The sequence below is a fragment of the Streptomyces cynarae genome (assembly GCF_025642135.1).
Taxonomy (GTDB): Bacteria; Actinomycetota; Actinomycetes; order Streptomycetales; family Streptomycetaceae; genus Streptomyces; species Streptomyces cynarae.
This window is the reverse complement of sequence record NZ_CP106793.1, coordinates 8,109,359-8,133,990: the sequence shown is the minus strand read 5'-3', so window position 1 is coordinate 8,133,990 and position 24,632 is coordinate 8,109,359. Positions and strand designations below refer to the sequence as shown.

The window sequence follows — 24,632 nt, the reverse complement described above, 5'->3', positions numbered from 1 at the left end:
TGTGCAACTAGTTGCACAAACCCTGATGGGCAGTTCCCCGCGGTTTCGGGTGGCAGTCCTGAGCCGGCCCTCAGTCCACGTCGACGTCGTCGAAGAGGTCGAGCATCCGGGTCAGCACCCGCAGGCACGCTTGCAGATCGGCCTCGGTCAGGTCGCCGCGCACCTGCCGCAGCAGCGTGTACTCGCGGGCCGTTACGGCGTCGATCACCGCCTCCCCCTCGCCGGTGAGCCGGAGCAGCGAGGAGCGCTTGTGGGCGGGGTTCGGGATGCTCTCGACCAGCCCGCGCGCCGCCGCCCCGTTGACCATCCGCTGCACGAACTGCCTGCTGAGCGCCTGCGCGCGCCCCATCTGCGGGACGGTCATGGGCCCGTGGTCGCGCAGCAGGGCGAGCACGGCGCGTACGCCGACGGAGACGCCCTCGATCGCCTCGGCCTGTTCCACCTTGCGCTGCACCCGCCGGTACAGCGGGCCCACCAGGGCGAAGACCTCCATGAGACGGGGGGCGAGGACATCCGGGGCGAGTGGCGCGTTCCGATCGGTCACACCGGCAATTATGACACCTGAGTTGTCAACCTCTCGGGACATTGACACCTTGGTTGTCATGACGGAGACCATGGAGACGCTGAAGACGTTCGAGACCGGCGACGGCAGGCTGGCGTATCGCGACGAGGGCGCGGGGGCGCCGCTGGTGCTGCTGCACGGCGGCTTCCTCGACCACCGGATGTGGGACGACCAGATCCCGGTGTTCGCGCGGACCCACCGGGTGATCGCCCCGGACGCGCGCGGCCACGGGGCGTCCTCGAACGCGACCCGGCCGTTCCGCCACACCGACGATCTCGCCGCGCTGCTGCGCCACCTCGGCACCGGGCCCGCGACCCTGGTCGGGCTGTCGATGGGCGGGGCGATCGCCGTGGACACCGCTCTCGAGCACCCGGACCTCGTGCGCGCCCTCGTCGTCAGCGGCGTCGGCACGAGTGAGCCCGACTTCCAGGACCCGTGGACGCAGGCCGTCAACTCCGCGTACTGGCATGCGCTCGGCGCCGGTGACATCGACGCCTTCGTGGACGCGTTCGCACGGTTCACTTACGGCCCGCAGCGCACGGCCGAGGACGTCGACCCCGAAGTCGACCGGCGGGTACGGGAGATGGCCCGGGCGACGATCACCAAGCACACCGGCGACGAGCCGGACCACTCGGTCCGCGTCACCGACACCTGGGCCCGCGCCGCGAGGATCGAGGTGCCCGTGCTGGCCGTCAACGGCGGCATCGACTCGCCCGACCACATCGGCATGGCCGAGCGTCTGGTCCGCACCGTCGCGCACGGCCGGGCGACGGTCGTGGAGGGCACCGGGCACTACCCCAACATGGAGCGGCCCGATGCCTTCGACGCGATCGTCCGGGACTTCCTGCGCTCGCCCGAGGCGAGTCGCTAGCGCCTGTTGCCGATCAGCACGTTGGCGTACAGCTCCTCCGAGACGGCGAGCCGGACGTCGAGGCCGCCGTGGGTGAACGCCTCGACAGCCGAGGGGACTTGGCGTTCGCTCGTCTCGACGAGCAGACGGCCGCCGGGTGCCAGCCACGCGGACGCCTCTGCGGTGACCCGGCGCAGCACCTCCAGGCCGTCGCAGCCGCCGTCCAGAGCGGTCAGGGGCTCGTGGTCGCGGGCCTCCGACGGCAGCAGCGCGACTTCGTCCGTGGGGACGTAGGGGACGTTGGCGGTCAGGACGTCGACACGGCCGCGCAGTTCGTCCGGGAGGGCGGCGAACAGGTCGCCCTCATGGACCCGGCCCCCGTACGCGGCGACGTTGCGGCGGGCGCAGCGTACGGCGGCCGGGTCGATGTCGGCGGCGTGGAGTTCGGGCCGGTCGAGCCCGGCCGCCAGCGCCGCGCCGACCGCCCCCGAGCCGCAGCACAGGTCCACGACGAGACGGGCGCCGCGAGAGACGGCGAGGGCCTGTTCGACGAGGAACTCGGTGCGGCGGCGGGGCACGAAGACGCCCGGTTCCATCGCGATGCGCAGTCCGTGGAACTCGGCCCAGCCCAGGACGTGTTCCAGGGGAAGCCCGGCGACGCGCCGGTCGACCATGCGGGCGGCCTCGTCGAGGGTGCGGGCGGTGGACAGGATCAACTCCGCCTCGTCCTCGGCGAAGACACAGCCGGCGGAACGCAGCGCGGAGACGACGTGGGAACGTGACAGTGGTGGCATGGAGCGGAGAAAGCTTTCCGGTGGACCGAAGGGCGCACTCGCGGTCAGCCGGCGGCGGTGGTCCGCGCCGTCCTGAGGTGGGAGAGCACCCGAGCCGACACAGCGGTAATGGGACTCACCTCCTCGGCCACACCGGCCGGGACGGTCCGCGGCCAGGACGGACACCCTAGCAGGAAGGACGTTCGCGGAATCCCCCTTCGGCCGCGAAGACCACCCGCCGGCCGAGTTGTATTCTACAACTGGGCGACGAGGGAGGTCCCGTGCAGACAGAGCGCGCCACCGCCGCGTCCGCGACGGAAGCCGCCGTCGAGACCATTCAGCGCGAGATGACGGTGTTCGCCCGGCGCGCCCGGGCCTCGGCCGGCCGTATGCACCCGGAGCTGTCCCTGGTCTCGTACACGCTGCTCGGGCACCTGGAGGAGAGCGGCGGCTGCCGGGCCACCGACCTGGCCGCGCACTACGCCCTGGACAAGTCCACGGTGAGCCGGCAGGTGGCCGCGCTGGAGCGGGCCGGGCTCATCGAGCGGCGGCAGGATCCGGACGACCACCGGGTCCAGGTGCTGCAGTTGACCCGGGCGGGCACGCGGATCCTCGCCCAGGTCACGGAGAGCCGCCGGGAGGCGTTCCGGGAGCGGCTCGCGGGCTGGCCGGAGCAGGACCTGGAACGCTTCGCCGCCTACCTGCTGCGCTACAACGCAGCGGCCGTCGCCCCACCGGTCGGGCCGCCCGCCCCGGCTGACGGCTGACGGCGGGCGACGGGAAGGGCCCGCCTGCGGCGAGCCCCGCCCCGTGGCCCTGCTGTCAGATCCCCACCACCTGCTCGTCCCCCAGCCGCTCAGGGACCCGTGCCGACAGGAACTTCGTCGTGCGGCGCAGGCGGAAGCCCAGGGACTCGTAGAGGCGGATGGCGCCCGTGTTGCCCGCGCCGGTGTGCAGGAACGGGGTCTCGCCACGCTCGCGGACGACGTGCGCGACCGCCAGGACCAGCCGGGTGGCCAGGCCCTGACCGCGGAACGCCGGATCGGTGCACACGGCGCTGATCTCGGTCCAGCCGGGCGGGTGCAACCGTTCGCCCGCCATGGCGACCAGGGCCCCGCCGCGGCGGATGCCCAGGTAGGTGCCCAGTTCGATGGTGCGCGGCAGGAACGGGCCGGGCCGCGTGCGCGCCACCAGGTCCAGCATCTCGGGCACGTCGGCCGCAGTGAGGCGTACGGCCTCCGGGTCGGGCGCGGCGGCGATCCCGTCGTCGACGAGTTGCACGCCGTCGAGGGTGAAGGTGATCTCCCAGCCGTCCGGGACCTCCCCGCGGAAGCCGGGGAGCGGGGCCTGTGCACCGGGGCCCGCCAGCGCCGCCAGGTCGGCCCAGTCGTCGGCGTCCGGATCCTCCGGCAGGCCCACCCACGGCGACACGTCGACGGGGTAACGCAGGACGCGGCCCCGGCGCTCCGCGAAGTGGGCGTGCGGGCCGGTCAGCGAGGCGAGCGCCGGGTTGTCGAGCACATGGTCGCTCATGCGGCGACCTCGATCACGACCTTGCCGCGGGCGTGCCCGTCCTCCACCAGGCGCAGGGCCTCCCCGGCCTGTTCGAGCGGGAAGGTCCGTGTGACATACGGGTTCAGGTCGCCGGCCACCACCAGCCGCGCCACCTCGTCGAGCACCGCGGCGGTACGGGCGCGCTCCACCCGCGCGCCGCCCAGCCGCTCGACGTCCTCCGGGGCCGCCCCTGCGGTGATCAGCTTGGCCCGGTCGGTCAGCAGGGTCGCCGTCTCCTCCAGCACGTCGCCGCCGACCAGGTCGTAGACGCCGTCGACGCCGTCCGGTGCGGCCGCCCGCACCCGCGCGGCGAGATCCGTGCCCGAAGCGACGTGGACGGCGCCGAGCTGCTCGACGAAGTCCTTCTTGCCCTCGCTCGCCGTGCCGACGACGCGCAGACCGAAGGCACGGGCGATCTGCACGGCCGCGACGCCGACTCCCCCGCCCGCGCCGGTGACCAGCAGGGTCGCACCGGCGGGCAGGCCGAGCTGCCGGATGCCGTCGTAGGCGGTGGCCGCGGCGACCGGCAGGACCGCTGCGTCCGTGAGGGACAGGCCGCCCGGCACGTGCGCGGTCACCGTCGCGGGCAGGAGCGCGTATTCGGCGTATCCGCCGGCCACGGTGTTGCCGAAGACCGCGTCCCCGACGGCGAACCCGGTCACGCCCTCGCCGATCTCCTCGACGATCCCGGCGGCCTCGCTGCCGAACACCAGTGGGAACTCGGGCGTGCCGGTGTCGCCGGGGCGCCGGAAGCCCGAGCGCACCTTCCAGTCGACGGGGTTGACGCCCGCCGCGCGCACCGCGACGAGGAGCTGTCCGGGGCCGGGGTCCGGCCGGTCCACGTCGATGAACGTCTCCGTCTCGGGACCGCCGTAGCGGGTGTACGCGTACGCCTTGGGCATGTCCTGCCTCACTCTCCCTCGCTGTCGCCGGACCACCCGTCGCAGGAGCCACCGGTCCCGGCCACTACAACGCAAGGAAGATCACGGGGCGGCTATTCCCGGGCGTCGGGAGAGTTCATACGCCTGCAATGACCGGCCCCGGCGAGCGTCCCGGCGCACCGGGAGCTGGGTGTCGCCGAGGTGGCGGGCCAAGGTTTCGTGGCCACAGGTCCGGGAACCCCGCCCGAGAGGGAGAATGGGCACAAAAAGCCGCTTCACAAGCCGCTTCGTGTCGGACACGTCCCGTCGGGGACGGTCCGCCCCGGACCCGGGAGGGACGCCGGGCCGTGCGCCGAGTGGCGACGCCCGCCTCGCACCGACCCGTCGGCGGGGCATGGCGGCAAGGAGGTCGAGATGCGAACCCGGGTGCGCGGCTGGCGCTGGAAGCGCAATCCGCTGCGCCGCCGTTGCGATGTCGTCGAGGCGTGGACGGCGCTGATCGTCGCCGTGCTGCTGTGTGTCGGGGCGCCGCTCGTCGGCACGGCCGTGGGCTGGCGGGCGTACGAGCAGGGCGCGCGCCACGCAGGTGGCCCAGCGCGCCGAACGCCACCAGGTGGCCGCGGTGCTCGCCGAGGACGCCCCGGCCGCCGCGCCCGCGACTCAGGGCGGGAAGCAGCCCCTGTACCCGGCGAAGGTGCGCTGGAGCGAGCCGGGCAAGGGCACGCTGACCACGATCGCCGAGGTCCCGGCGGGTTCGCGCGGCGGCGACCGGGTGCCGGTGTGGCTGGACTCCAGGGATCGCGGGGTCGCCCCGCCGCCGGGTGACGGCGCGGTGTGGCAGCACGCCCTGACGGCCGGTGTGTGGGCCGCGGGCGGAATGGCCGGGACGGTACTCCTCGCCCGCGCCGTGACCAGGCGGGTCGCCGAGCGGCACCGCATGGCGGAATGGGAGGCCGAGTGGGCCCGCACCGGGCCCGAGTGGGGGCGTCGGACGGCCTGACCGCGCTCACAGGGAGGCCGATGAAGGTCTGGCGGGTCCGTGACGGCCACCGTACGGTGTGATCATCCGCACCCGACGTCAAAGGTGGTCCTTCATGGCCCTGTTCGACCTGCCTCTGGACGAACTCCGCGAGTACCGCAGCGCTTCCGTCGAGCCCGCGGACTTCGACGCGTTCTGGACGAAGACGCTCCAGGAGGCCCGCGAGCACGACCTGGGCGCCCGTTTCGAACCCGTCGAGACGGGACTGAGGACGGTCCAGGTGTACGACGTGACGTTCGCCGGGTTCGGCGGCCACCCGGTGAAGGGCTGGCTGACCGTGCCGGTCTCCGTGGAGGGTCCGCTGCCGACGGTCGTGGAGTTCGTCGGCTACGGCGGTGGACGGGCCCTTCCGCACGAGCATCTGCTGTGGGCGTCGGCGGGTTTCGCGCACTTCGTGATGGACACGCGGGGCCAGGGGAGCGGATGGGGCGGGGGTGAGACGCCGGACCCGGTGGGCAGCGCGCCGTCCGTCCCCGGGTTCATGACGCGCGGGATCGAGGACCCCGAAAGCTACTACTACCGGCGGGTGTTCACGGACGGCGTGCGCGCCGTGGAGGCGGCCCGCGCGCATCCGCTGACCGACGCCTCCCGTACCGCGGCCGTCGGCGGCAGCCAGGGCGGCGGTATCACGATCGCGGTCGGCGGTCTCGTACCGGACCTGGCGGCCGTCGCGCCGGACGTGCCGTTCCTGTGCGACTTCCCCCGCGCGACGACGCTCACGGACCGCCACCCGTACCGGGAGATCGGCAGCTACCTCAAGACGCACCGCGGCCGTACCGAGCAGGTGATGCGGACCCTGTCGTACTTCGACGGCGTGCACTTCGCCGCGCGCGGCCGGGCGCCCGCGCTGTTCTCGGCGGCGCTGGAGGACCAGACGTGTCCGCCGTCGACGGTGTTCGCCGCGTTCAACGCGTGGGCGCACGAGGAGAAGACGATCGAGGTCTACGACTTCAACGACCACGAGGGCGGCGGCGCCCACCAGCAGGGGCTCAAGCTGCGCTGGCTGCCGGCGCGTTTCTGACGAACCAGGGAGACCCGGCCGAGGCCGGCGCGGGTCCGGTCAGGTCCGGGTGGCCACGATCAGCCGGCAGCACGGGCTGCCGTCGGGCCGGTGGCCGAAGGCCGTCAGTGCCCGGTGCTCCACGGTGAATCCGGCGCGGGTCAGCTCGCGCCGGACGTCACCGAAGCGGAACGTCCGGTAGTACATGACGAACGGCGGCCGCCACAGGGCGTTGCGCACCCGCATCGCGGCGTCGAAGCCGAGCAGCGCCCAGTACCAGGGCGACTCCGGGGACGGCGGGGCGCCGACGGGGAACACGAACCGTCCGCCGGGCCGCATCACGGAGTGCACCTCGGTGAACAGGCCGGGCAGCTCGCGCGGCAGGAAGTGGCCGAACGCGCCGAAGCTCACCGCCAGGTCGAAGACGGGGCCGAACGGCAGGGCGCGGGCGTCACCACGCACCCACGCGACGTGCGGCGGCCCGTCGGACCGTACCCGTGCGCGTGCGACGGCCAGCATGCCCGCGCTGAAGTCGACGCCGGTGACGCTCTCGCGGCAGACGGTGCGCAGCACCTCCGTCCCCGCACCCGTACCGCAGCACAGGTCGAGTCCGTGCGCGAAGGGCCCCATCCCCTTCAGCTCCCCTTGGACGGCGTCGAGGACGGCGTCCGGAGTCCGGAAGGGCGTGTGGTCGAACTTGGGCGCGAGCAGGTCGTAGCCGCGCTCGACCGACGACAGCGCCTGGACGGTCAGCTCGCGGATGGTGGGACCGTGCGGGGAGAACATCGGCACCAGCTTAGGACAGCGCCGCCCCGGGGAGGGGCTCACCTACGACCGTTCGATTCGCATCATCTTCGGTCAACGGCCGACGACGCCTGCGGGTCCGCCCGCCGCTCGCCTAGGGTCGTGTGCATGACTTCGTTCCGTCCCGCCCCCGCCTGGCTGGCCGACGCCGTCTTCTACCAGATCTACCCGCAGTCGTTCGCCGACTCGAACGGCGACGGCATCGGTGACTTCCAAGGGATCACCGAGCGCCTGGACCATCTCGCGTGGCTGGGCGTGAACACCGTGTGGCTCAACCCTTGTTTCGTCTCCCCGTTCCGCGACGCCGGCTACGACGTCGCGGACTACCTGACGGTCGCGCCCCGCTACGGCTCCGCCGACGATCTCGCCGCGCTCGTCGACGAGGCGGGCCGCCGCGGCATCCGCATCCTCCTCGACCTCGTCGCCGGACACACCTCCGACGCGCACCCGTGGTTCCGGGCCTCGGCGGACGACCCGGACGACCACCGGTACATCTGGGCCCCCGAGGGCCGTCCCGAGGGTTTCGTCCCCTCCCCCGGCACCCGTCCCGGCTCCTATCTGCCGAACTTCTTCGACAGCCAGCCCGCCCTCAACTTCGGCTACGCGCGGCAGAATCCGGCCGAGCCCTGGCGGCAGCCGGTCGACGCGGAGGGCCCGCGAGCCAACCGGGCCGCACTGCGCGAGATCATGGACCACTGGCTGGGGTTCGGCATCTCCGGTTTCCGCGTCGACATGGCCGCGTCCCTCGTCAAGGACGACCCGGACAAGACGGAGACGGCCGCGATCTGGACCGAGTTGCGCCACTGGCTGGACCGGGCGCACCCGGAGGCGGTGCTGCTGTCGGAGTGGGGCGATCCGGAGGTGTCCGTCCCGGCGGGCTTCCACACGGACTTCTTCCTGCACTTCGGCGGCCCCACGAACGGTCTGCCGCTGCGGTCCCTGTGGAGCAACGGCGAAGGCACGGTGAACGCGGCCTGGGACCCGCTGGACTGCTTCTTCGACCCGAGCGGCAGGGGCTCCGCGCGCCCGTTCGTGGAGGCGTACGACAAGGCGACGACCGCACTGGCGGGCTCCGGCTTCGTCTCGCTGCCGACCGCCAACCACGACTTCTCCCGGCTGAACTGCGGCCCGCGCACGGCCGAGCAGCTCCCGGCGGCCTTCGCGTTCCAGCTGACCTGGCCGACACTGCCGGCGATCTACTATGGCGACGAGATCGGCATGCGCTACGTCGACAGCCTGCCCGACAAGGAGGGCAGCGTCCTCGGCCCCCGCTACAACCGGGCGGGCTCCCGCACCCCGATGCAGTGGGACGAGGGCCCGAACGCCGGCTTCTCCACAGCGCCCGAGGACCGCCTCTACCTCCCTCTGGACCCCCACCCCGACCGCCCGACAGTGGCCGCGCAGCGCGCCGACGAGGCCTCGCTGCTGCATCTCGTACGCCGGCTGATCGCCCTGCGCAGGACCACACCGGAGTTCGGCCCGCGCGGTGCGGTGGAGGTGCTGCACACCGGATACCCGTTCGTGTACGTCCGGGGCGGCCGCTTTCTGGTGGTCGTCAACCCGCGCAGCAGCGAGGCGAGTTACGGATACTCCGCCACCGGTCGCGCGCTGGAGGTGTCGGGGGTGGAGTCGGCGGGCGGGACGATCACGGCCCGGGGATTCGGCTACGGCATCTTCGAACTCGGCGGGTAGAGGAGCCGGGCGTCCGGCGATGGGCCGCGCAGGGCCGAGAACAGCGCATCGGGGTTCGGAGCGCAGGTATACGCTGGCAGCGAGGGTGAGGTGAGCTCCGTGCACTCCGTACCCGGCAGCCCCGAAGATCTCGTACGGGCTCTCCGATCCGCCGGGATCAGGGACGAGCGTCTGCTGGAGGCCGTGCGGACGACGCCCCGGGCCCGGTTCGTCCCCGCCGCTCAGGCGGCCGCCGCCTACCGGGACACCCCCGTTCCGATCGGGCAGGGGCAGGTCACCACACAGCCGTCGCTGTCCGCCGTGATGATCGAGAGCCTTGAGCTGAGCGGAAGCGAGCACGTCCTCGAGGTCGGGACCGGACTCGGCTTCCAGACCGCGCTGCTCGCCCGGATGGCCGGCGACGTGGTCAGCGTCGAGATGCGGCCGGACATCGCCCGGCAGGCGCGCGGCAACCTGGCCGGGCAGGGCGTGCGGAACGTGGAGTTGCGGGTCGGTGACGGCAGCGGCGGTGTGCCCGACCGCGCCCCGTACGACGCGGTGATCGTCTCGGCCGCGTTCCCGGAAGTGCCCGAGCCGCTGGTAGCGCAGCTACGGCCGTCCGGCCGCCTGGTGCAGCCGGTCGGGCCGGGCGGCCACGAACAGGTGGTGTGCTTCGTGCGCACCGCCTCCGGGCTGGAGCAGTGGCGGATCGTGACCGCGGCCTGCTTCGTCCGGCTGCTCGGGCGGTACGGTTTTCCGCAGGACGACACGGATGTCACCTGAGCGCGGAACAGACCGCGTCCCGTCCGTGTTCTCCCCGGCAGAACCGCCGAGTGCTAAAGTGCGGTGAGCACTTGTGTACGCCCCGTCCGGGGCGCCGGTGCCTGTTTCTCCCCGTTCGCCGTTCCGCCCGTCGTTGCCGACCGGCGCATCGGCTTTCCGACACCACCTCGTCAGGCAGTGCGTCGTACGGCGTACCCGAGGTGCTGTTCCTCGACGTTGCGAGGCGTGATCCTGCCGCCTCCCGGCCCCTCTCCCCTTCCCTTCCTCCTTCCTCCCGTTCCTGAAAGGCCGTCCATGACCACCACACTCGAACACCCCCCGATCCAGCAGGAGCGAACGCCTCAGACCGTCACCGGAGTCCTCGACATCGACGCCGGCGGGAAGGGGCATCTGCGTGCCGAAGGCTGCCTCGCCTCACCCGCCGACCTCCCCGTACTGCCCGCACTGATCCGCCGTCACGGGCTGCGCAAGGGCGACAGCCTCGCCGGCACCCGTACCGGACGCTCCCTCACCGAGGTCGAGCTGGTCGACGGCCGGCCCCCGGAGGAACTACGCGGCCGTCCGCACTTCCGCGACCTCACCCCGCTGCACCCGCGCGAGCGGCTGCGGCTCGAGCACCCGGCGTCGGGCCTGGGCGGACGCGTGATGGACCTTCTCTCACCCGTCGGCAAGGGCCAGCGCGGGCTGATCGTCGCCCCGCCCAAGACCGGCAAGACCGTCCTGCTCCAGCAGATCGCCGCGGCCGTCGCCGGCAACCACCCCGAGTGCCGTCTGATGGTGGTGCTGCTCGACGAGCGGCCCGAGGAGGTCACCGACATGCGGCGCTCGGTGCGGGGTGAGGTGTACGCCTCCACGTTCGACCGCACACCGAAGCAGCACATCGCGCTCGCGGAAATGGTCGTCGAGCGCGCCAAGCGACTGGTCGAGCAGGGTCAGGACGTCGTCGTCCTGCTGGACTCGCTGACCCGGCTGTGCCGGGCCCACAACAACGCGGCCTCCTCCGGTGGCCGCACTCTCAGCGGCGGCGTCGACGCGTCCGCTCTGCACGGCCCGAAGCGCTTCTTCGGCGCCGCCCGTCTGGCCGAGGAGGGCGGCTCACTCACCATCCTGGCCACCGCCCTGGTCGAGACCGGCTCCCGGGCCGACGAGTTCTTCTTCGAGGAGCTGAAGAGCACCGGCAACATGGAGCTGCGCCTGGACCGCACCCTGGCCGCCCGCCGCATCCACCCGGCCGTCGACGTCGCCGCGTCCGGCACCCGGCGTGAGGAACTCCTGCTCGGCCCGGGCGAGTTGGCGACCGTGCGAGGACTGCGGCGCGCTCTGCAGTCACAGGGGCAGCCCGCCGTGGAGACCCTGCTGGCGCGGTTGCGGGCGACGCCCGACAACGCGGCGTTCCTGCGCCAGGTCCAGCCCACACTGCCGGCCGGCTGATCTGTCCGGCCGGACGCGCTCCGGCGTCAGGCATCCGGGTGCACGATCCCCCCACTCGGCTCACGCCGACCGGGCGGAGGCGTGCTCACCGTTCCTACGGTGTCCGGTATGAGCATCGGATTCTCCTCTCGCGCCCTCCTCTCCTGCTGCGCTCTCGGCGCGGTCGGCATGTCGGCCCTCGCGCCGCTGCCCGCCGCCGCCCTGACGGGCACCGGCTCCGGCACTCCCGGGCCCGTCTCGTCTCAGTCGCCGCTCCTGTACGGGCCCGGCACCCAGGTGCGGCCGCGCACGGGAGCCCCCGAGGTGCCGTATGTGTCGGCGCTGTCGTGGCTGGTGGCCGACGCCGACACCGGTGACGTGCTCGCCGCGCACGACGCGCACCGTCCGCTGCCGCCCGCGAGCACCCTCAAGACCCTGTTCGCGCTCACCGTGCTGCCGGCGCTGCCCGCGGGCACTCGGCACACCGTCAGGGAGCGAGAGCTGGCGGGCATCGGGCCCGGCAGCAGCCTCGTCGGGGTCAAGGAGGGCCTCACCTACCGGGTGAGCGACCTGTGGAAGGGGGTCTTCCTGCACTCCGGCAACGACGCGGTGCATGTGCTGGCCGCCCTCAACGGCGGCGTGGAGACAACGGTCCGACGGATGCAGGCCAAGGCCCGGCAGCTGGGCGCCTTCGACACCCAGGTGGTCTCGCCGGACGGCTACGACGCCCCCGGGCAGGTGTCGTCGGCGTACGACCTCGCGGTGTTCGGCAGGGCCGGGCTGCACAATCCGGACTTCGCCCGGTACTGCTCCCTGGCGGAGTCGACGTTCCCCGGCGACGGCGCGTCATACGGGATCCGCAACACCAACCGGCTGCTGACCGGCGCCGACGGCGTCGAACGCTACCCGGGGCTGATCGGCATCAAGAACGGCTACACCAGCAACGCGGGGAACACCCTCGTGGCCGCGGCCCGCCACGGCGGGCGCACCCTCGTGGTGACGGTGATGAACCCTCAGGAGGGTGGCGGGCTCACGGTCTACGAGGAGGCCCGCTCGCTGCTCGACTGGGGCTTCGACGCCGCCGGGCGGGTCGCGCCGGTCGGCTCGCTGCTGCCCGAGGGCTCCGGCGTGGCGCGCTCCGGTCCCACCGCGCTGCCGACGACGGCCCCCGCAAGGAGGACGAAGACCCGTCCGACTGGCCGGAGGCGGGGACGCTGGCGGGCGCCGTCGGTCTGGGGACGGGCGCGGCGGTCGCGCTGGCGCTGCGGCTGCTGGGCAGACGGCCGGAGCGGGACTGACCGACCGGCAGCCCGAGGAGCAGGCCGAGGGTGATCCATGTGTAGGTGTTGCTGCCGAGGAAGCCGTCGATCCCGGACGCGTCGTCGAACCACAGCCACACCACGCTGGTGCACAGCACCGCGTACAGGGCGGCCGCGGTCCGCAGCCGGCGTGCGTGCGCCAGCACCGCGAACGAGGGCAGCAGCCACACCAGATGGTGCACCCAGGTGATCGGGGAGACCAGGCAGGCGATGAGTCCGGTGAGGGCGAAGGCGGCCCGCCAGTCCCCGGCGCGCAGCGCCCGGTGTGTGCGCCACGCCCACAGCGCGAGGACTACGACGACGGCCAGCGCCCACGTGGCCCGGCTCGGATCCTCCGGCGCCGCGAGCCGGGCGAGGACGCCCTGCAGGGACTGGTTGGAGACGTAGTCGAGGCGGCCGACGCGGGTGGTGTCCCACACGGCGCTGGTCCAGTAGAAGCGGGAGGCGTCCGGTGCCGCCCACGCCGCGAGCAGGGTGGCGGCCCCGGCGACGGCGGTGGCGAGGGCGGCGGCCCGCCATCTGCGGGCGAGCAGCAGCAGAGCGATGAACACCGCCGGGGTGAGCTTGACGGCCGCCGCGAGTCCGATACCGGCTCCCGCCCAGCGCCCGCGCCCGGTGGACAGCAGCCAGGCATCGGCGAGCACGAGCGCCAGCAGCAAGAGGTTGACCTGCCCGAAGCTGAAGGTGTCCCGGACAGGTTCGAACAGGGCCAGCGCGCAGGCGGCCAGGCCCCAGCCGAACCAGCCGTAGCGGCCCAGCTCCCGGCCGACGAGGATCCCCACCACGGCGGCGAGGGCCGCCAGGTTGAACAGCAGGGCGAGCGCGATCGCCGTGTGCAGGCCGACGAACGCCATCGGCAGCATGCACAGCGCGGCGAACGGAGGATAGGTGAAGCCGTACGTCGTGCCCGGCACCCGGTAGTCGTAGATCCGGCCGCCGTGGTGCATCCAGGCGTCCACGGCCCCGTAGTAGACGCGCAGGTCGAACCAGCCGCGCAGCAGCGGCACGGTGGCGGTGAAAACGGTCACGGCGACGGCGAGGACGAGGACGAGGACGAGCCGTCCCTTCTCGGTGCGCGGCGGTCTCACGCGGTCCGTCCCAGTACGGCTGTTTGGGCCGCCTGGTGCGCCTGCCACAGCACGACCACGGCGAGCAGGCCGCCGGAGACGGCCAGCACCACCTGGGCGAGGTCGGGCGGGCCGCCGCTGGGCAGCACGGCGAGCGCGAGGACGGCGGTGGCGGCGGCCACCCGGTGGCGTACCGAGGTGCTGGGGGCCGCGGCGGCGATGAGGAACAGTCCCCACAGGGCGTACCAGGGGCGGATGGCCGGACCGAGGACGGCGACGACGGCGAGGCTCAGGCCGAGCGCGTAGACCGGGGCGGGCCGCAGCTTCACCCAGATGACCAGCACGGCGATGGCGGTCGCGGCGATCCCGACCGCGTGCCAGGCCGGTTCGGCGAGGGGCGCGAGGTCGCTGCCGAGACCGTCGAGCATCCGGCCCGTGAGCCGGCCGAGGACGCTGGTGGGTGACCAGTTGTGCGGGGAGACCGGTGTCTTCAGGGCCGCTATCCAGCCGTACCCGGTGCCGGCGACGGCGGTGGCCGCGGCGGTGGTGGCGAGCGCGACCACCGTGGTCGTCACCGTCGCCCGGACGACGCCGACGTTCCGCCGCAGCGCGATCACGGCGAGCAGGCCGAGCGCGGCGGGGGCCTTGACGAGGGCGGCGAGCGTGACCAGGACGGCGCCGAGGACGTGCAGCCGGCCGCGGGCGGCTGGGGACTGTCCGGAGTCTGCCCGCGGGAGAAGGAGCGGCGTTCGGTGCGTGGGATCGGCGTGCCGGACGAATGCCCTGGTAGCGGAGCTACTCGGGCGTTCGGCCGGTGCGGCGGGCGTGCGTGCCGGGCGTCGCGACGCCGCGGGGGAACTCCGGACGGTCCCCAGCAGGCCCATGCCGAGCAGGCCGAGCATGACGGCATCGTTGTGGGCGCCGGCGACCAGGTGCAGCAGGACGAGCGGGTTGAGGGCGCCGAGCCACAGCGCGGCGGCCGGGTCGGCGCCGCAGTGCTTGGCGAGCCGTGGCAGCGCGAACGCCATCAGGGCCACTCCGAGCAGCGCGACCAGGCGCATGCCGAGCAGCCCGGCCGGCAGTTCGCCGCGGGTCAGTCCGGACAGCGCGGAGGCGACGACGAGGAAGACCGGACCGTAGGGGGCCGCGGTGTCCCGCCACACCGGAGCCACCTCGTCCGCCAGCGGACCGCCGAGCTGGGCGGGCCCGTGGGCGTAGACGTCGAGGTGGGCGTGGACCATGGCGCCCTGGGCGAGGTAGCTGTAGACGTCCCGGCTGAACAGCGGCGGCGCCAGCAGCAGCGGCGCCGCCCAGGTGGCGAGGACGAGCAGTAGGGCCCGCGGCGTCGGCGGTTCGGGACCGCGGATCACCCGGCCGAGCAGGGCCCAGGCGGCGATCAGCAGGACGACACCGAAGTACACCCCCACCAGCCCGAGCGCGGCGCGCCCGGACTCCGGGGAGACCAGATCCTCGACCGGCAGGGCCCCGGCGGTCTCACCGCCCAGTGCGAGAAAGGCGGTACCGGCCAGACCGAGCGCCTGGCAGCGGCGGAGATCGACGGGGAAAGCCATGGCCAACACTCGGGAAGCGTGTCAACACCGGGTGGCCGGGAAGCGACGTCCGTCTCTCGCGCGGGCGGCCTGCTTGTGACCGCCGCGTGATCGACGGGCACATGGGGGCACGGAACCCCGGTCAGAACACGGACAACCCCGTCAGGGTGGTGAAGCGGTCGAGTGCCGCGACGCCCGCGACGGAGTTGCCGCGCTCGTCGAGGCCGGGGCTCCATACGCACAGGGTGCAGCGGCCGGGCACGACCGCGATGATGCCGCCGCCGACGCCGCTCTTGCCGGGCAGCCCGACCCGGTAGGCGAAGTCGCCCGCCGCGTCGTACGTGCCGCAGGTCAGCATCACCGCGTTGACCTGCTTGGCCTGGCTGCGGGTCAGCAGCCGGGTGCCGTCGGCGCGGATGCCGTGCCGGGCCAGGAAGCCGGTGGCGAGGGCGAGGTCGGCGCAGGACGCGGTGAGGGAGCACTGCCGGAAGTACTGCTCGAGCAGCACCGGCACGGGGTTGCCGACGTTGCCGTAGGACGCCATGAAATGGGCTAGGGCGGCGTTGCGGTCGCCGTGCGCGGCCTCGGAGGCGGCGACCTCCGTGTCGAAGGAGAGTCCGGGGTTGCCGCTCTCGGCGCGCAGGAAGTCGAGCAGGGTGCCGGCCGCGTCACCGGTACGGGTGTGCAGACGGTCGGTGACGACGAGGGCGCCCGCGTTGATGAAGGGATTGCGCGGGATGCCGTTCTCGTACTCCAGTTGGACCAGCGAGTTGAACGGGTTGCCGGACGGCTCCCGGCCCACGTGCTCCCACAGCGCGTCACCCTCGCGGGCGAGGTCGAGGGCGAGGGTGAAGACCTTGGTGATGGACTGGGTGGAGAACGGCTCCCGCCACTCCCCCACCCCGTACACCGTGCCGTCCAGTTCGGCGACGGCCATGCCGAAGCGGCGCGGGTCCAAGGCGGCGAGCGCCGGTATGTAGTCGGCGGCCCGGCCGCGACCGGGGCGCTGCTCCATCTCTTCGGCGATACGTTCCAGCACGGGCTGGAAGTTCAACGACGGGGCCATGGTCACCATCGTGCCGCCCCCTGCGACGGACCGCTCACCTGACGTACCTCGTGATCACGCGCTGGATCCTGTGACGCGGCCGGGGCCGCTCGCCCCGGCGGGGCGGCGGCGACGGCCGCCGCCCCAGTGGCATTCCCCCTGCTCACCGGGAAGGTCGAAGCTCCGGGGAACCGCTGCCCGCGACCACCTCGGGCCGCAGCAGGGCCTGCAACCGCTCGGCCGGCAACAGCCCCTTCTCCAGCACGAGTTCGGCGACGCCGCGCCCGGTGGCGAGGGCCTCCTTGGCGATGCCGGTGGCCGCCTCGTAGCCGATGTACGGGTTGAGTGCGGTGACCAGGCCGATGGAGTTCTCCACGGCGGCCCGCAGCTCCTTCTCGTTGGCCGTTATCCCGGCGACGCACCGCTCGGCCAGGGTGAGGCAGGCGCGCTCCAGGTGCGTGATGCTCTCGGAGAGGGAGTGCAGGATGACCGGCTCGAAGGCGTTGAGCTGGAGCTGGCCGGCCTCGGCGGCCATGGTGATGGTGACGTCGTTGCCGATCACCTCGAAGGCGACCTGGTTGACGACCTCGGGGATCACCGGGTTGACCTTGCCGGGCATGATGCTCGAACCGGCCTGTACCGGCGGCAGGTTGATCTCGTTCAGGCCCGCGCGCGGCCCGGAGGACAGCAGGCGCAGGTCGTTGCAGCTCTTGGAGAGCTTGACCGCGATCCGCTTGAGGACGCCGGACATCTGGACGAAGGCGCCGCAGTCCTGGGTGGCCTCGACCAGGTTGGCGGCGGTGACCAGGGGCAGCCCGGTGATGGTGGCGAGGTGACGGCGGGCCGCCTCGGCGTACCCGGCGGGGGCGTTGAGGCCGGTGCCGATCGCGGTGGCGCCGAGGTTGATCTCGTGGATCAGTTCGACGGCCTCCGCGAGCCGGCTGCGGTCCTCGTCGAGCATGACGGCGTACGCCGAGAACTCCTGGCCCAGCGTCATCGGCACCGCGTCCTGCAGCTGAGTGCGGCCCATCTTCAGCACGTCGCGGAACTCGACGGCCTTGGCCGCGAAGGCGTCCTGGAGCACGGCCATCGCCTTGAGCAGGCCGCGCACCGCGTACACGGTCGCGATCTTGACGGCGGTCGGGTAGACGTCGTTGGTGGACTGGCCGAGGTTGACGTCCTCGTTGGGGTGCAGGTGCCGGTACTCGCCCTTGGCGTGCCCCAGCAGTTCCAGCGCCCGGTTCGCGACGACCTCGTTGGCGTTCATGTTGGTCGAGGTGCCCGCGCCGCCCTGGATGACGTCGACCACGAACTGGTCGTGCAGCTTGCCGTCGCGGATCTCGCGGCAGGCCTCCACGATGGCGGCGGCCTTCTTCGGCTCCAGCAGGCCGAGTTCCTCGTTGGCGAGGGCGGCGGCCTCCTTGACGGCGGCGAGGGCGTCGATCAGGTGCGGGTAGGCGGAGATCGGCGTCCCCGTGATGGGGAAGTTCTCCCGGGCGCGCAGGGTGTGGATGCCCCAGTACGCCTCGGCGGGTACGTCGCGGTGGCCGAGCAGGTCGTGCTCGCTGCGGTGGGCTGCGGCGGTCATGGCGGTGCGGGCCCTCTTTCGGAGGTGGAGAGAACGAGGTGGACGAGTCGGTCAGGCGCAGGTCTGGTGGGCGACGGGGTCGAGGGCCCGGACCGGCCGGACGTTGCCGACGGGTTCGCCGCCGCCGAGCAGCGGCTCGCCCGCGAACTCGGTGAGCGCCGCCGGGTCGACGCCGGCGCGGGCCAGGGCCGCGGCGGCGACCGGGATCCGTGCCCGGCTCGCCCCGTCGGCGATCTTCACGGCGACGGCACGGCCGTCGGGCAACGCGGCGACCTGGACGCCCTCGAAGCCGTCCTTGGCGAGCAGCCCGGGTACGGCCCGCATCAGCGCGGCGACGTCACGCCCGGAGCCGGAGGCCATCTCGGCGTGCTCGCGCACGGCGTCCGCCACCCGTGCCTCCGGGGTGCCGGCCGGCGCGGTGGTGATGCGGGCCGCTGCACGGGCGAGCCCGTGCAGCGAGACGGAGAACAGCGGCGCGCCGCAGCCGTCGACGGTCACCCGGGCGATCGCCTGGCCGGTGAGGTCCTCGACGATCTCGGCGATGGCCTGCTGGAGGGGGTGGGAAGGGTCGAGATAGTCCTCCAGCGGCCAGCCGTTGAGCTTGCAGGTGTACAGCATGGCCGCGTGCTTGCCGGAGCAGTTCTGGGCGATCCGGGAGGGCGGGCGGCCCTCCCGGATCCAGTCGTCGCGGACGACCGGGTCGTACGGCAGGTCCGGGATGTTGCCGAGATCGTCCTCGGTGACACCGGCCAGCTCCAGGATCCGCCGGGTGCCGGCCAGGTGCCGTTCCTCGCCGGAGTGGCTGGCCGCGGTCAGCGACAGCAGCTCACCGTCGAGCGGAAGCCCGGCGCGCACCATGGCCACCGCCTGCACGGGCTTGAGGGCCGAGCGCGGGTAGAAGGCGGCCTCGATGTCACCGAGTTGCAGTTCCACTCTCCCGTCGGCGTCGAGGACGACGACCGAGCCGTAGTGGATGCCTTCGATGACGCCGCCCCGGACGAGGTGGGCGATAGGTGCGTGCAGGGGCTCCCGGATCACAGGAGCCTCGGCGACCGGACTTCCGTACAACACTGCGTGGTTCACACATTCACCTTGGGGGACTTACTGCGGCCGACCCGGCCGCGGACGCCGAACCAGCCGACGACGAGGGCGACGACGATCAGCGGCAGGCACAGCACGGTGGTGCGGCCCGCGCCGCCGTCGGCGTACATCAGGACGAACACGGAGGCGAGGAAGCCGAGTGTGACGATCTCGGTCCACGGCGAGCCGGGCAGGCGGTAGCCGGGGCGGGACAGTTCGCCCCTCTGCGTCTTCCGCCAGAAGAGCAGGTGACAGAGCATGATCATGCCCCAGGTGGACAGGATGCCGATCGCCGCGAAGTTGAGCACGATCTCGAACGCGTCCGCCGGGACGACGAAGTTGAGCCCGACCCCGAGGACGCAGATCCCGCTGGTGAGCAGGATGCCGCCGTACGGGACCTGGCTGCGGCTCATCACGCTCGTGAACCTCGGCGCCGAGCCGGACATGGCCATGGAGCGCAGGATGCGGCCGGTGGAGTACAGGCCCGAGTTGAGCGAGGACATGGCCGCGGTGAGGACGACGAGGTTCATCACGCCGCCGGCTGCCGGGACGCCGATGTTGGACAGGACCGTGACGAAGGGGCTCTCGCCGGCGGAGTACTTGTTCCAGGGCAGCAGCATCGAGAGCAGGACGACCGAGCCGACGTAGAACAGGCCGACGCGCCACATGATCGAGTTGATCGCCCTCGGCATGATCTTCTCGGGATTCTCGGTCTCGCCCGCGGTGACTCCTACCAACTCCACGGAGGCGTAGGCGAAGACGACACCCTGGATGATCAGCAGCATCGGCAGCACACCGTTGGGGAAGACGCCGCCGTGGTCGGTGATCAGGGACGGGCCCGGGGTGCTGCCGTCGACCTTGTGCTGGGTGACCAGCAGGAAGATGGCGATCGCCATGAAGACCACGAGGGCGCCGACCTTGACGATGGCGAACCAGAACTCCAGTTCGCCGAAGATCTTCACCGAGATCAGGTTCACCGTGAGGACCACGGCGAGGGCTATGAGCGCGATCACCCACTGCGGGATGTCGGAGAACATGCCCCAGTAGTGGGTGTAGGTGGCCACGGCGGTGATGTCGGCGATGCCGGTGGTCGCCCAGTTGAGGAAGTACATCCAGCCCGCGGTGTACGCGCCCTTCTCGCCGAGGAATTCACGGGCGTACGACACGAAGGCGCCGGACGACGGCCGGTACAGGACGAGTTCGCCGAGCGCGCGCACCACCAGGAAGGCGAAGACGCCGCAGATCGCGTACGCGACGAAGAGGGAGGGGCCGGCGTCGGCGAGGCGGCCGCCGGCGCCGAGGAAGAGGCCGGTGCCGATGGCCCCGCCGATGGCGATCATGTTGACGTGCCGGGACTTCAGGGACTTGCTGTAGCCCGCGTCTCCGGCGTCGACGTGACCGGACGATGGGCGCGTCTCTTCTTTGAGGTGCTGTTCGCTCACGCCTCTGGTCCGCCTTCCGTGGGGAGATCCGTGCGCCGGGGGCGCAGGATGTCGGTGAGGGTCGTCTCGACGCGGTCGATGTGGTGGGCCATGGCCGCCACCGCGTCGTCTTCGGAACCGTCCATCAGCGCCTCGACGATCGCCCGGTGCTCCCGGTTGGACTGCTCACGCCGGCCGCCCAGTTCGTTGAGGAAGGCCGACTGACGCGCCAGTGCGTCGCGGATCTCCTCGATGACCCGGCGGAATACCGGGTTCTGGGCGGCCTCGGCCACGGCGAGGTGGAAGAGGGTGTCCATCGCGACCCACGCGGTGGTGTCCGTCTCCCGCTCCATCCGGTCCAGCAGATGGGCCAGGTGGTCCAGGTTCTCCGGGGTGCGGCGCAGTGCCGCGTACCCGGCGACCGGGATCTCGATGTGACGGCGCACCTCCAGCAGGTCGCTCGCCGCGTAGTCGCCGAAGGTCGGGTCCTCGACCGCGTTGGCGACGACGAAGGTGCCCTTGCCGGTCCGCGAGACGGTCAGCCCCATCGTCTGCAGGGCTCGCAGAGCCTCGCGCAGCACGGGGCGGCTGACCTCGAGCGTGCGGCACAGCTCGGCCTCGGACGGGAGCTTGTCACCGATCGCGTACTCGCCGCGCTCGATGGCGCCGCGGAGGTGGGTGAGGACCGCTTCCATCGCGCTGACGCGCCGCGGCCCCGGACCACCTGTCTGGCTGTCTGACAGGTTCACGGGGGTTGATCCTCCGGGTTACGGGACGGAACTGTCAAGGGGCGGAGTAAGGATATTTTCAGGGGGCCGGGGCGCCTGAATATCGGCTTCCCGACCCCCGATGATCAGCGGTGATCAGCTCGTGCGCTGCTCCCAGGACGGACCTGGTCAGCTGAGCACACCGGTCGCGAGCAGGCCGAGGAGCGCCACGCCGACCACGATCCGGTAGATCACGAAGGCGTTGAAGGAGTGCTTGGCGACGAACTTCAGCAGCCACGCGATCGAGGCGTAGGCGACCACGAACGACACGATCGTGCCGACGGCCAGCGGCGCGGCGCCCACCCCCGTGCCCAGGGCGTCCTTCAGCTCGTAGAGGCCGGCGCCGGTGAGGGCCGGGATGCCCAGGAAGAAGGAGAGGCGGGTGGCGGCCACCCGGTCGAGGTCGAGGATGAGCGCGGTGGACATGGTGGCACCGGAGCGGGAGAAGCCCGGGAAGAGCAGGGCGAGGATCTGCGAGCTGCCGACCAGCATCGCGTCCTTGAACGAGGTGTCGTCCTCGCCGCGCTTGTGCCGGCCCATCTGGTCCGCGCACCACATCACGCCGCTGCCGACGATCAGCGAGCCGGCGACCACCCACAGCGAGGCGAGCGGCCCGTCGATGAGCGGCTTGGCGGCCAGGCCGACCACGACGATCGGGACGGTCGCGGCGATGACCCACCAGGCGAACTTGTAGTCGTGGTGATACCGCTCCTGCTTGTTGAACAGGCCCCGGAACCACGCCGAGACGATCCGCACGATGTCCTTGAGGAAGTACAGGAGCACGGCCGCGATCGCGCCGACCTGGATGACGGCCGAGAAACCGACGACGGCCTGGTCGTCGACGGGAATCCCCATCAGCCCCTCGGTGATCTTGAGATGGCCGGTCGAGGACACGGGGAGGAATTCGGTCAATCCCTCGACGACTCCGAGGACGGCGGCCTGACCGACGTTGATGACGCTCATGGGATCCAGTTCTGAGGAGTTGGTCGACAGTGCTGTAGACGGTGGTGCTGGGGAATTTGTACTACGCGCGGGTGACGGCCGCCGACTAGGGCCACACGGCCTGCGCGAGCGAAACCCCGGCAAAAGCCGCACCGAGGCCCGCCGTCACGCTCGCGACGACGTTGACGGCAGCGTAGAACCCCGCGCCGGTCTCGGTAAGCCGCAGTGTCTCGTACGAGAACGTCGAGTACGTCGTCAGCGCCCCGCACAGGCCCGTGCCGAGCAGGAGTTGCAGGTGCGGCGAGGCATGGCCGGTCGCGGCGGCGCCGGTCAGCAGGCCGAGGACGAGGCAGCCCGTGACGTTGACCACCAGGGTGCCCCAGGGAAAGACCGTGTCGTGCTTGAGCTGCACCGCGCGGTCGGTGAGGTAACGCAGGGGTGCGCCGACCACGGCACCGAGGATCACCAGCAGCCAATTCACAACGTGTTCTCACCTTTCCCTCGTGCGGTGCCTTCGCGTCCGGCGTACCGGATGACCTCGCAGTCGTCGAGCGTCACGAGTCCTTCGGTGACGAGCTCGTCGAGCTGGGGCAGGAAGGCACGGACGTGCTCCTCCGTGTCGACGATCACGACGGCGACGGGCAGGTCCTCGCTCAGCGACAGCAGCCTCGAGGTGTGGATCAGCGACGAGGCGCCGAAGCCCTCGATGCCGCGGAAGACGCTCGCGCCCGCGAGACCCGCGGCATGCGCCCGGTGCACGATCTCGCTGTAGAGAGGCTTGTGGTGCCATGTGTCGTGCTCGCCGATGAAGACGGTCAACCTGAGGGCTCTGCCGGTCAGTCGTGTCATGGCCGCCTCCGCGGGCGCCGGTCGGTGGTGTCGTTCATCGCTGCCGCCACGCCAGGACGCGACGGACGGCCGTCATCGCGAGCCAGACCGAGGCGAGGGCCCCGAGGAGCGTCGCGAACAGATACGCGAGTGCGGTGCGCGGATGGCCCGCGTCGACCAGTCTCTGGATGTCCACGGCGTACGTCGAGAAGGTGGTGAAGCCGCCGAGCACGCCGGTGCCGAAGAAGGGCCGCACCAGCCGGCGGGCAGCCCACACATCGGTGATCACGACCATGAAGACGCCGATCACGGCACAGCCGACGAGGTTGACACCGAAGGTGGTCCACGGGAATCCCCCGGTGCGTGCGGGCCACAGCAGCGAGGCGCCGTAGCGGGCCGTGGCGCCGATGCCGCCGCCGAGGGCGACGACCGCGACGACAGGCCCCTGTCCGTGCCAGGGGGACGGCCGACGCGCCGGTTCGGGCGATGCGGCACCGGTGGTGTCGGCGCTCTTGGGGTGCGGGACTGACATGGACGTACTTCTCCTACTCGCCGGGGCCCTGCCGGACGGGCACGCTCATCGCAAGTAGGGACCGTTGGCGGCGGCGCTGCCGCGGTTCGGGTACGGCGGGCCCCACCGCCGCGCCGCGGGACATGATCGCGGCCGGGGAACAGGTTACCTCCGGGCGCGGCGGACGCGCACACGCGGGTCCTCAGCCGGGGTCGTCGGGCAGCTCGCACACGGCGATGCCGCGTTCCCAGACACTGCCGAGGACCAGTCGGCCGTCGGCGACGCAGGCGCTGGTGGACATGCGGAAGCCGGAGGGGCGGTGGACCAGGTGCCGTCGGACCCGGCCGTCGTCGTCGACCGCGAGGACGCCGGCCATGGCCGCCGGGCGGTACGGGGCCCGCACCGCGAGCCGGGCGGCGGCGCGACGCACGGGCGGGGCGGCGCGGTGCAGCAGGTCCAGGGCGGGGACGTGCGGTCCGGCGAGGGCCACCCAGATCGGACCGTCGGGTCCTTCGCGCCAGAGGTTGTCCGGCATTCCCGGGAGGTCATCGAGGAACGGTTCGGCGCGCCCGGAACGCGGTCCGGCCAGCCAGTAGCGGCTGAGGCGTCGGGCTCCGGTCTCGGCGACGACGAGGAAGGACTCGTCCTTGGAGGGCGCGAGGCCGTTGGCGAACTGGAGCCCGTCCAGGAGCACCTCGGGAGCGTCGGCGCCGGGGGCGAGGCACAACAGCCGTCCCGTTGCGGAGTGCTCGGCGATGTCGCCGATCCACTGCTCGAACGGGTAGCGGCGACTGGACACGGTGAAGTACAGCGTGCCGTCGGACAGGGCGACGACGTTGCTGCAGAACCGCAGGGGCTCCCCCGCCACCGAGTCGGCGAGGACCCGTACGGTGCCGTCATGGAGGGCGACGCGCAGCAGCCCTCGATGGGCGTCGCACACCACCAGGCCGCCGTCCGGGAGGAGTTCGAGGCCGAGGGGGCGGCCACCGGTCTCGGCGAGCACCTCGACGCGGGTACGGGCCGGGTCGGCGAGTCCGTCGAGGCGCAGGATGCGGCCGCCCTCGACACCGGTGAGCACCCGCCCGCGCCGGTCGACGACGACGTCCTCGGGACCCCGGCCGCCGATGGCGACGTAGCCGAGCGGAACAAGAGCCGTGGGACGGTTCATGCGTGCTGCCCTTCGCTGC

General features: G+C 72.2%; 23 protein-coding genes and 2 pseudogenes. 8 read left to right on the top strand and 17 right to left on the bottom strand.

The window, feature by feature from the left end; genetic code table 11:
• Window positions 1-70 precede the first annotated feature (70 nt).
• Window positions 71-586: a MarR family winged helix-turn-helix transcriptional regulator gene (locus N8I84_RS36725; RefSeq protein ID WP_390899075.1), complete on the bottom strand. Its 516-nt coding sequence runs from the start codon at window positions 584-586 to the stop codon at window positions 71-73.
• A gap of 16 nt (window positions 587-602) precedes the next feature.
• Between N8I84_RS36725 and N8I84_RS36720 the strand changes: the two genes are divergently transcribed.
• On the top strand, window positions 603-1,433 hold the full coding sequence (locus tag N8I84_RS36720) for an alpha/beta fold hydrolase (protein ID WP_263233806.1): 831 nt from the start codon (window positions 603-605) through the stop codon (window positions 1,431-1,433).
• On the opposite strand, the gene N8I84_RS36715 is transcribed toward N8I84_RS36720, so the two are convergent.
• Window positions 1,430-2,206: a putative protein N(5)-glutamine methyltransferase gene (locus N8I84_RS36715; protein ID WP_263233805.1), complete on the bottom strand. Its 777-nt coding sequence runs from the start codon at window positions 2,204-2,206 to the stop codon at window positions 1,430-1,432. The genes N8I84_RS36720 and N8I84_RS36715 overlap by 4 nt on opposite strands.
• 326 nt (window positions 2,207-2,532) lie before the next feature.
• Here N8I84_RS36715 and N8I84_RS36710 point away from each other — a divergent pair, with 326 nt between their 5' ends.
• Entirely contained in the window at window positions 2,533-2,952 is a 420-nt protein-coding gene (locus N8I84_RS36710) for a MarR family winged helix-turn-helix transcriptional regulator (protein ID WP_200420014.1), read from the top strand.
• 55 nt (window positions 2,953-3,007) lie between these two features.
• Here the strand turns inward: N8I84_RS36710 and N8I84_RS36705 are convergent, their stop codons facing one another.
• A complete protein-coding gene (locus N8I84_RS36705; protein ID WP_263233804.1) occupies window positions 3,008-3,718 on the bottom strand; it encodes a GNAT family N-acetyltransferase in 711 nt (236 codons plus the stop codon).
• A complete protein-coding gene (locus N8I84_RS36700) occupies window positions 3,715-4,641 on the bottom strand; it encodes an NADP-dependent oxidoreductase (RefSeq protein WP_263233803.1) in 927 nt (308 codons plus the stop codon). Before N8I84_RS36700 ends, N8I84_RS36705 begins: the two co-directional genes overlap by 4 nt.
• Before the next feature lie 565 nt (window positions 4,642-5,206).
• Here N8I84_RS36700 and N8I84_RS36695 point away from each other — a divergent pair.
• Together N8I84_RS36695 and N8I84_RS36690 are read left to right on the top strand one after the other, a co-directional pair.
• Entirely contained in the window at window positions 5,207-5,620 is a 414-nt protein-coding gene (locus tag N8I84_RS36695) for an Rv1733c family protein (RefSeq protein ID WP_313884317.1), read from the top strand.
• A gap of 94 nt (window positions 5,621-5,714) precedes the next feature.
• Entirely contained in the window at window positions 5,715-6,680 is a 966-nt protein-coding gene (locus tag N8I84_RS36690) for an acetylxylan esterase (RefSeq protein ID WP_263233802.1), read from the top strand.
• Window positions 6,681-6,719: 39 nt separating this feature from the next.
• Here the strand turns inward: N8I84_RS36690 and N8I84_RS36685 are convergent, their stop codons facing one another.
• Window positions 6,720-7,445, bottom strand: coding sequence for a class I SAM-dependent methyltransferase (locus N8I84_RS36685; RefSeq protein WP_263233801.1), 726 nt, complete (start codon window positions 7,443-7,445; stop codon window positions 6,720-6,722).
• A gap of 126 nt (window positions 7,446-7,571) precedes the next feature.
• Between N8I84_RS36685 and N8I84_RS36680 the strand changes: the two genes are divergently transcribed.
• The 4 genes and pseudogenes from N8I84_RS36680 to N8I84_RS36665 form a co-directional block, all read left to right on the top strand.
• A complete protein-coding gene (locus N8I84_RS36680) occupies window positions 7,572-9,155 on the top strand; it encodes an alpha-amylase family glycosyl hydrolase (RefSeq protein WP_263233800.1) in 1,584 nt (527 codons plus the stop codon).
• A gap of 99 nt (window positions 9,156-9,254) precedes the next feature.
• Window positions 9,255-9,917: a protein-L-isoaspartate(D-aspartate) O-methyltransferase gene (locus tag N8I84_RS36675; RefSeq protein ID WP_263233799.1), complete on the top strand. Its 663-nt coding sequence runs from the start codon at window positions 9,255-9,257 to the stop codon at window positions 9,915-9,917.
• A gap of 294 nt (window positions 9,918-10,211) precedes the next feature.
• A complete protein-coding gene (gene rho / locus N8I84_RS36670; protein ID WP_263233798.1) occupies window positions 10,212-11,348 on the top strand; it encodes a transcription termination factor Rho in 1,137 nt (378 codons plus the stop codon).
• Between the two features lie 108 nt (window positions 11,349-11,456).
• Window positions 11,457-12,281 (top strand): annotated as a pseudogene (locus N8I84_RS36665) (D-alanyl-D-alanine carboxypeptidase family protein); the annotation flags it as partial.
• Between the two features lie 83 nt (window positions 12,282-12,364).
• Here the strand turns inward: N8I84_RS36665 and N8I84_RS43250 are convergent.
• The 12 genes and pseudogenes from N8I84_RS43250 to N8I84_RS36605 form a co-directional block, all read right to left on the bottom strand.
• Window positions 12,365-13,734 (bottom strand): annotated as a pseudogene (locus N8I84_RS43250) (glycosyltransferase 87 family protein).
• Entirely contained in the window at window positions 13,731-15,284 is a 1,554-nt protein-coding gene (gene mptB, locus N8I84_RS36655) for a polyprenol phosphomannose-dependent alpha 1,6 mannosyltransferase MptB (protein ID WP_263233795.1), read from the bottom strand. Before mptB ends, N8I84_RS43250 begins: the two are co-directional and overlap by 4 nt.
• Window positions 15,285-15,405: 121 nt before the next feature.
• Window positions 15,406-16,329 carry a glutaminase gene (locus tag N8I84_RS36650; protein WP_390898991.1) on the bottom strand — a complete coding sequence of 308 codons (924 nt, stop codon included), beginning with the start codon at window positions 16,327-16,329 and terminating at the stop codon, window positions 15,406-15,408.
• Window positions 16,330-16,471: 142 nt separating this feature from the next.
• On the bottom strand, window positions 16,472-17,896 hold the full coding sequence (aspA, locus tag N8I84_RS36645) for an aspartate ammonia-lyase (RefSeq protein ID WP_263233793.1): 1,425 nt from the start codon (window positions 17,894-17,896) through the stop codon (window positions 16,472-16,474).
• A 51-nt stretch (window positions 17,897-17,947) separates the two neighbouring features.
• Entirely contained in the window at window positions 17,948-18,964 is a 1,017-nt protein-coding gene (locus N8I84_RS36640) for an asparaginase (protein WP_263235007.1), read from the bottom strand.
• 11 nt (window positions 18,965-18,975) lie between these two features.
• Window positions 18,976-20,418, bottom strand: a complete 1,443-nt coding sequence (locus tag N8I84_RS36635; protein ID WP_263233792.1) for an amino acid permease — start codon at window positions 20,416-20,418, stop codon at window positions 18,976-18,978.
• Window positions 20,415-21,092: a FadR/GntR family transcriptional regulator gene (locus tag N8I84_RS36630; RefSeq protein WP_263235006.1), complete on the bottom strand. Its 678-nt coding sequence runs from the start codon at window positions 21,090-21,092 to the stop codon at window positions 20,415-20,417. Before N8I84_RS36630 ends, N8I84_RS36635 begins: the two co-directional genes overlap by 4 nt.
• Window positions 21,093-21,293: 201 nt before the next feature.
• Window positions 21,294-22,127 (bottom strand): undecaprenyl-diphosphate phosphatase, encoded by an 834-nt coding sequence (locus N8I84_RS36625; protein ID WP_263233791.1) that lies wholly within the window; start codon window positions 22,125-22,127, stop codon window positions 21,294-21,296.
• Window positions 22,128-22,212: 85 nt separating this feature from the next.
• The gene (gene crcB / locus N8I84_RS36620; protein ID WP_263233790.1) at window positions 22,213-22,587 is read right to left on the bottom strand and encodes a fluoride efflux transporter CrcB; all 375 of its coding nucleotides are present in this window, start codon (window positions 22,585-22,587) and stop codon (window positions 22,213-22,215) included.
• Window positions 22,584-22,955, bottom strand: coding sequence for a DUF190 domain-containing protein (locus tag N8I84_RS36615; RefSeq protein WP_263233789.1), 372 nt, complete (start codon window positions 22,953-22,955; stop codon window positions 22,584-22,586). Before N8I84_RS36615 ends, crcB (N8I84_RS36620) begins: the two co-directional genes overlap by 4 nt.
• Window positions 22,956-22,989: 34 nt before the next feature.
• Window positions 22,990-23,466: a fluoride efflux transporter CrcB gene (gene crcB, locus N8I84_RS36610; RefSeq protein ID WP_263233788.1), complete on the bottom strand. Its 477-nt coding sequence runs from the start codon at window positions 23,464-23,466 to the stop codon at window positions 22,990-22,992.
• A 181-nt stretch (window positions 23,467-23,647) separates the two neighbouring features.
• A complete protein-coding gene (locus N8I84_RS36605; protein WP_263233787.1) occupies window positions 23,648-24,613 on the bottom strand; it encodes an SMP-30/gluconolactonase/LRE family protein in 966 nt (321 codons plus the stop codon).
• Window positions 24,614-24,632 lie beyond the last annotated feature (19 nt).

Excerpts from the sequence above, each read along its gene's own strand:
- N8I84_RS36725 (WP_390899075.1), bottom strand. The coding sequence starts at position 586 with ATGTCCCGAGAGGTTGACAACTCAGGTGTCATAATTGCCGGTGTGACC.
- N8I84_RS36720 (WP_263233806.1), top strand. The coding sequence starts at position 603 with ATGACGGAGACCATGGAGACGCTGAAGACGTTCGAGACCGGCGACGGC.
- N8I84_RS36715 (WP_263233805.1), bottom strand. The coding sequence starts at position 2,206 with ATGCCACCACTGTCACGTTCCCACGTCGTCTCCGCGCTGCGTTCCGCC.
- N8I84_RS36710 (WP_200420014.1), top strand. The coding sequence starts at position 2,533 with ATGACGGTGTTCGCCCGGCGCGCCCGGGCCTCGGCCGGCCGTATGCAC.
- N8I84_RS36705 (WP_263233804.1), bottom strand. The coding sequence starts at position 3,718 with ATGAGCGACCATGTGCTCGACAACCCGGCGCTCGCCTCGCTGACCGGC.
- N8I84_RS36700 (WP_263233803.1), bottom strand. The coding sequence starts at position 4,641 with ATGCCCAAGGCGTACGCGTACACCCGCTACGGCGGTCCCGAGACGGAG.
- N8I84_RS36690 (WP_263233802.1), top strand. The coding sequence starts at position 5,715 with ATGGCCCTGTTCGACCTGCCTCTGGACGAACTCCGCGAGTACCGCAGC.
- N8I84_RS36685 (WP_263233801.1), bottom strand. The coding sequence starts at position 7,445 with ATGTTCTCCCCGCACGGTCCCACCATCCGCGAGCTGACCGTCCAGGCG.
- N8I84_RS36680 (WP_263233800.1), top strand. The coding sequence starts at position 7,572 with ATGACTTCGTTCCGTCCCGCCCCCGCCTGGCTGGCCGACGCCGTCTTC.
- rho (WP_263233798.1), top strand. The coding sequence starts at position 10,212 with ATGACCACCACACTCGAACACCCCCCGATCCAGCAGGAGCGAACGCCT.
- mptB (WP_263233795.1), bottom strand. The coding sequence starts at position 15,284 with ATGGCTTTCCCCGTCGATCTCCGCCGCTGCCAGGCGCTCGGTCTGGCC.
- N8I84_RS36650 (WP_390898991.1), bottom strand. The coding sequence starts at position 16,329 with ATGGCCCCGTCGTTGAACTTCCAGCCCGTGCTGGAACGTATCGCCGAA.
- aspA (WP_263233793.1), bottom strand. The coding sequence starts at position 17,896 with ATGACCGCCGCAGCCCACCGCAGCGAGCACGACCTGCTCGGCCACCGC.
- N8I84_RS36630 (WP_263235006.1), bottom strand. The coding sequence starts at position 21,092 with ATGGAAGCGGTCCTCACCCACCTCCGCGGCGCCATCGAGCGCGGCGAG.
- N8I84_RS36625 (WP_263233791.1), bottom strand. The coding sequence starts at position 22,127 with ATGAGCGTCATCAACGTCGGTCAGGCCGCCGTCCTCGGAGTCGTCGAG.
- N8I84_RS36615 (WP_263233789.1), bottom strand. The coding sequence starts at position 22,955 with ATGACACGACTGACCGGCAGAGCCCTCAGGTTGACCGTCTTCATCGGC.
- crcB (WP_263233788.1), bottom strand. The coding sequence starts at position 23,466 with ATGTCAGTCCCGCACCCCAAGAGCGCCGACACCACCGGTGCCGCATCG.
- N8I84_RS36605 (WP_263233787.1), bottom strand. The coding sequence starts at position 24,613 with ATGAACCGTCCCACGGCTCTTGTTCCGCTCGGCTACGTCGCCATCGGC.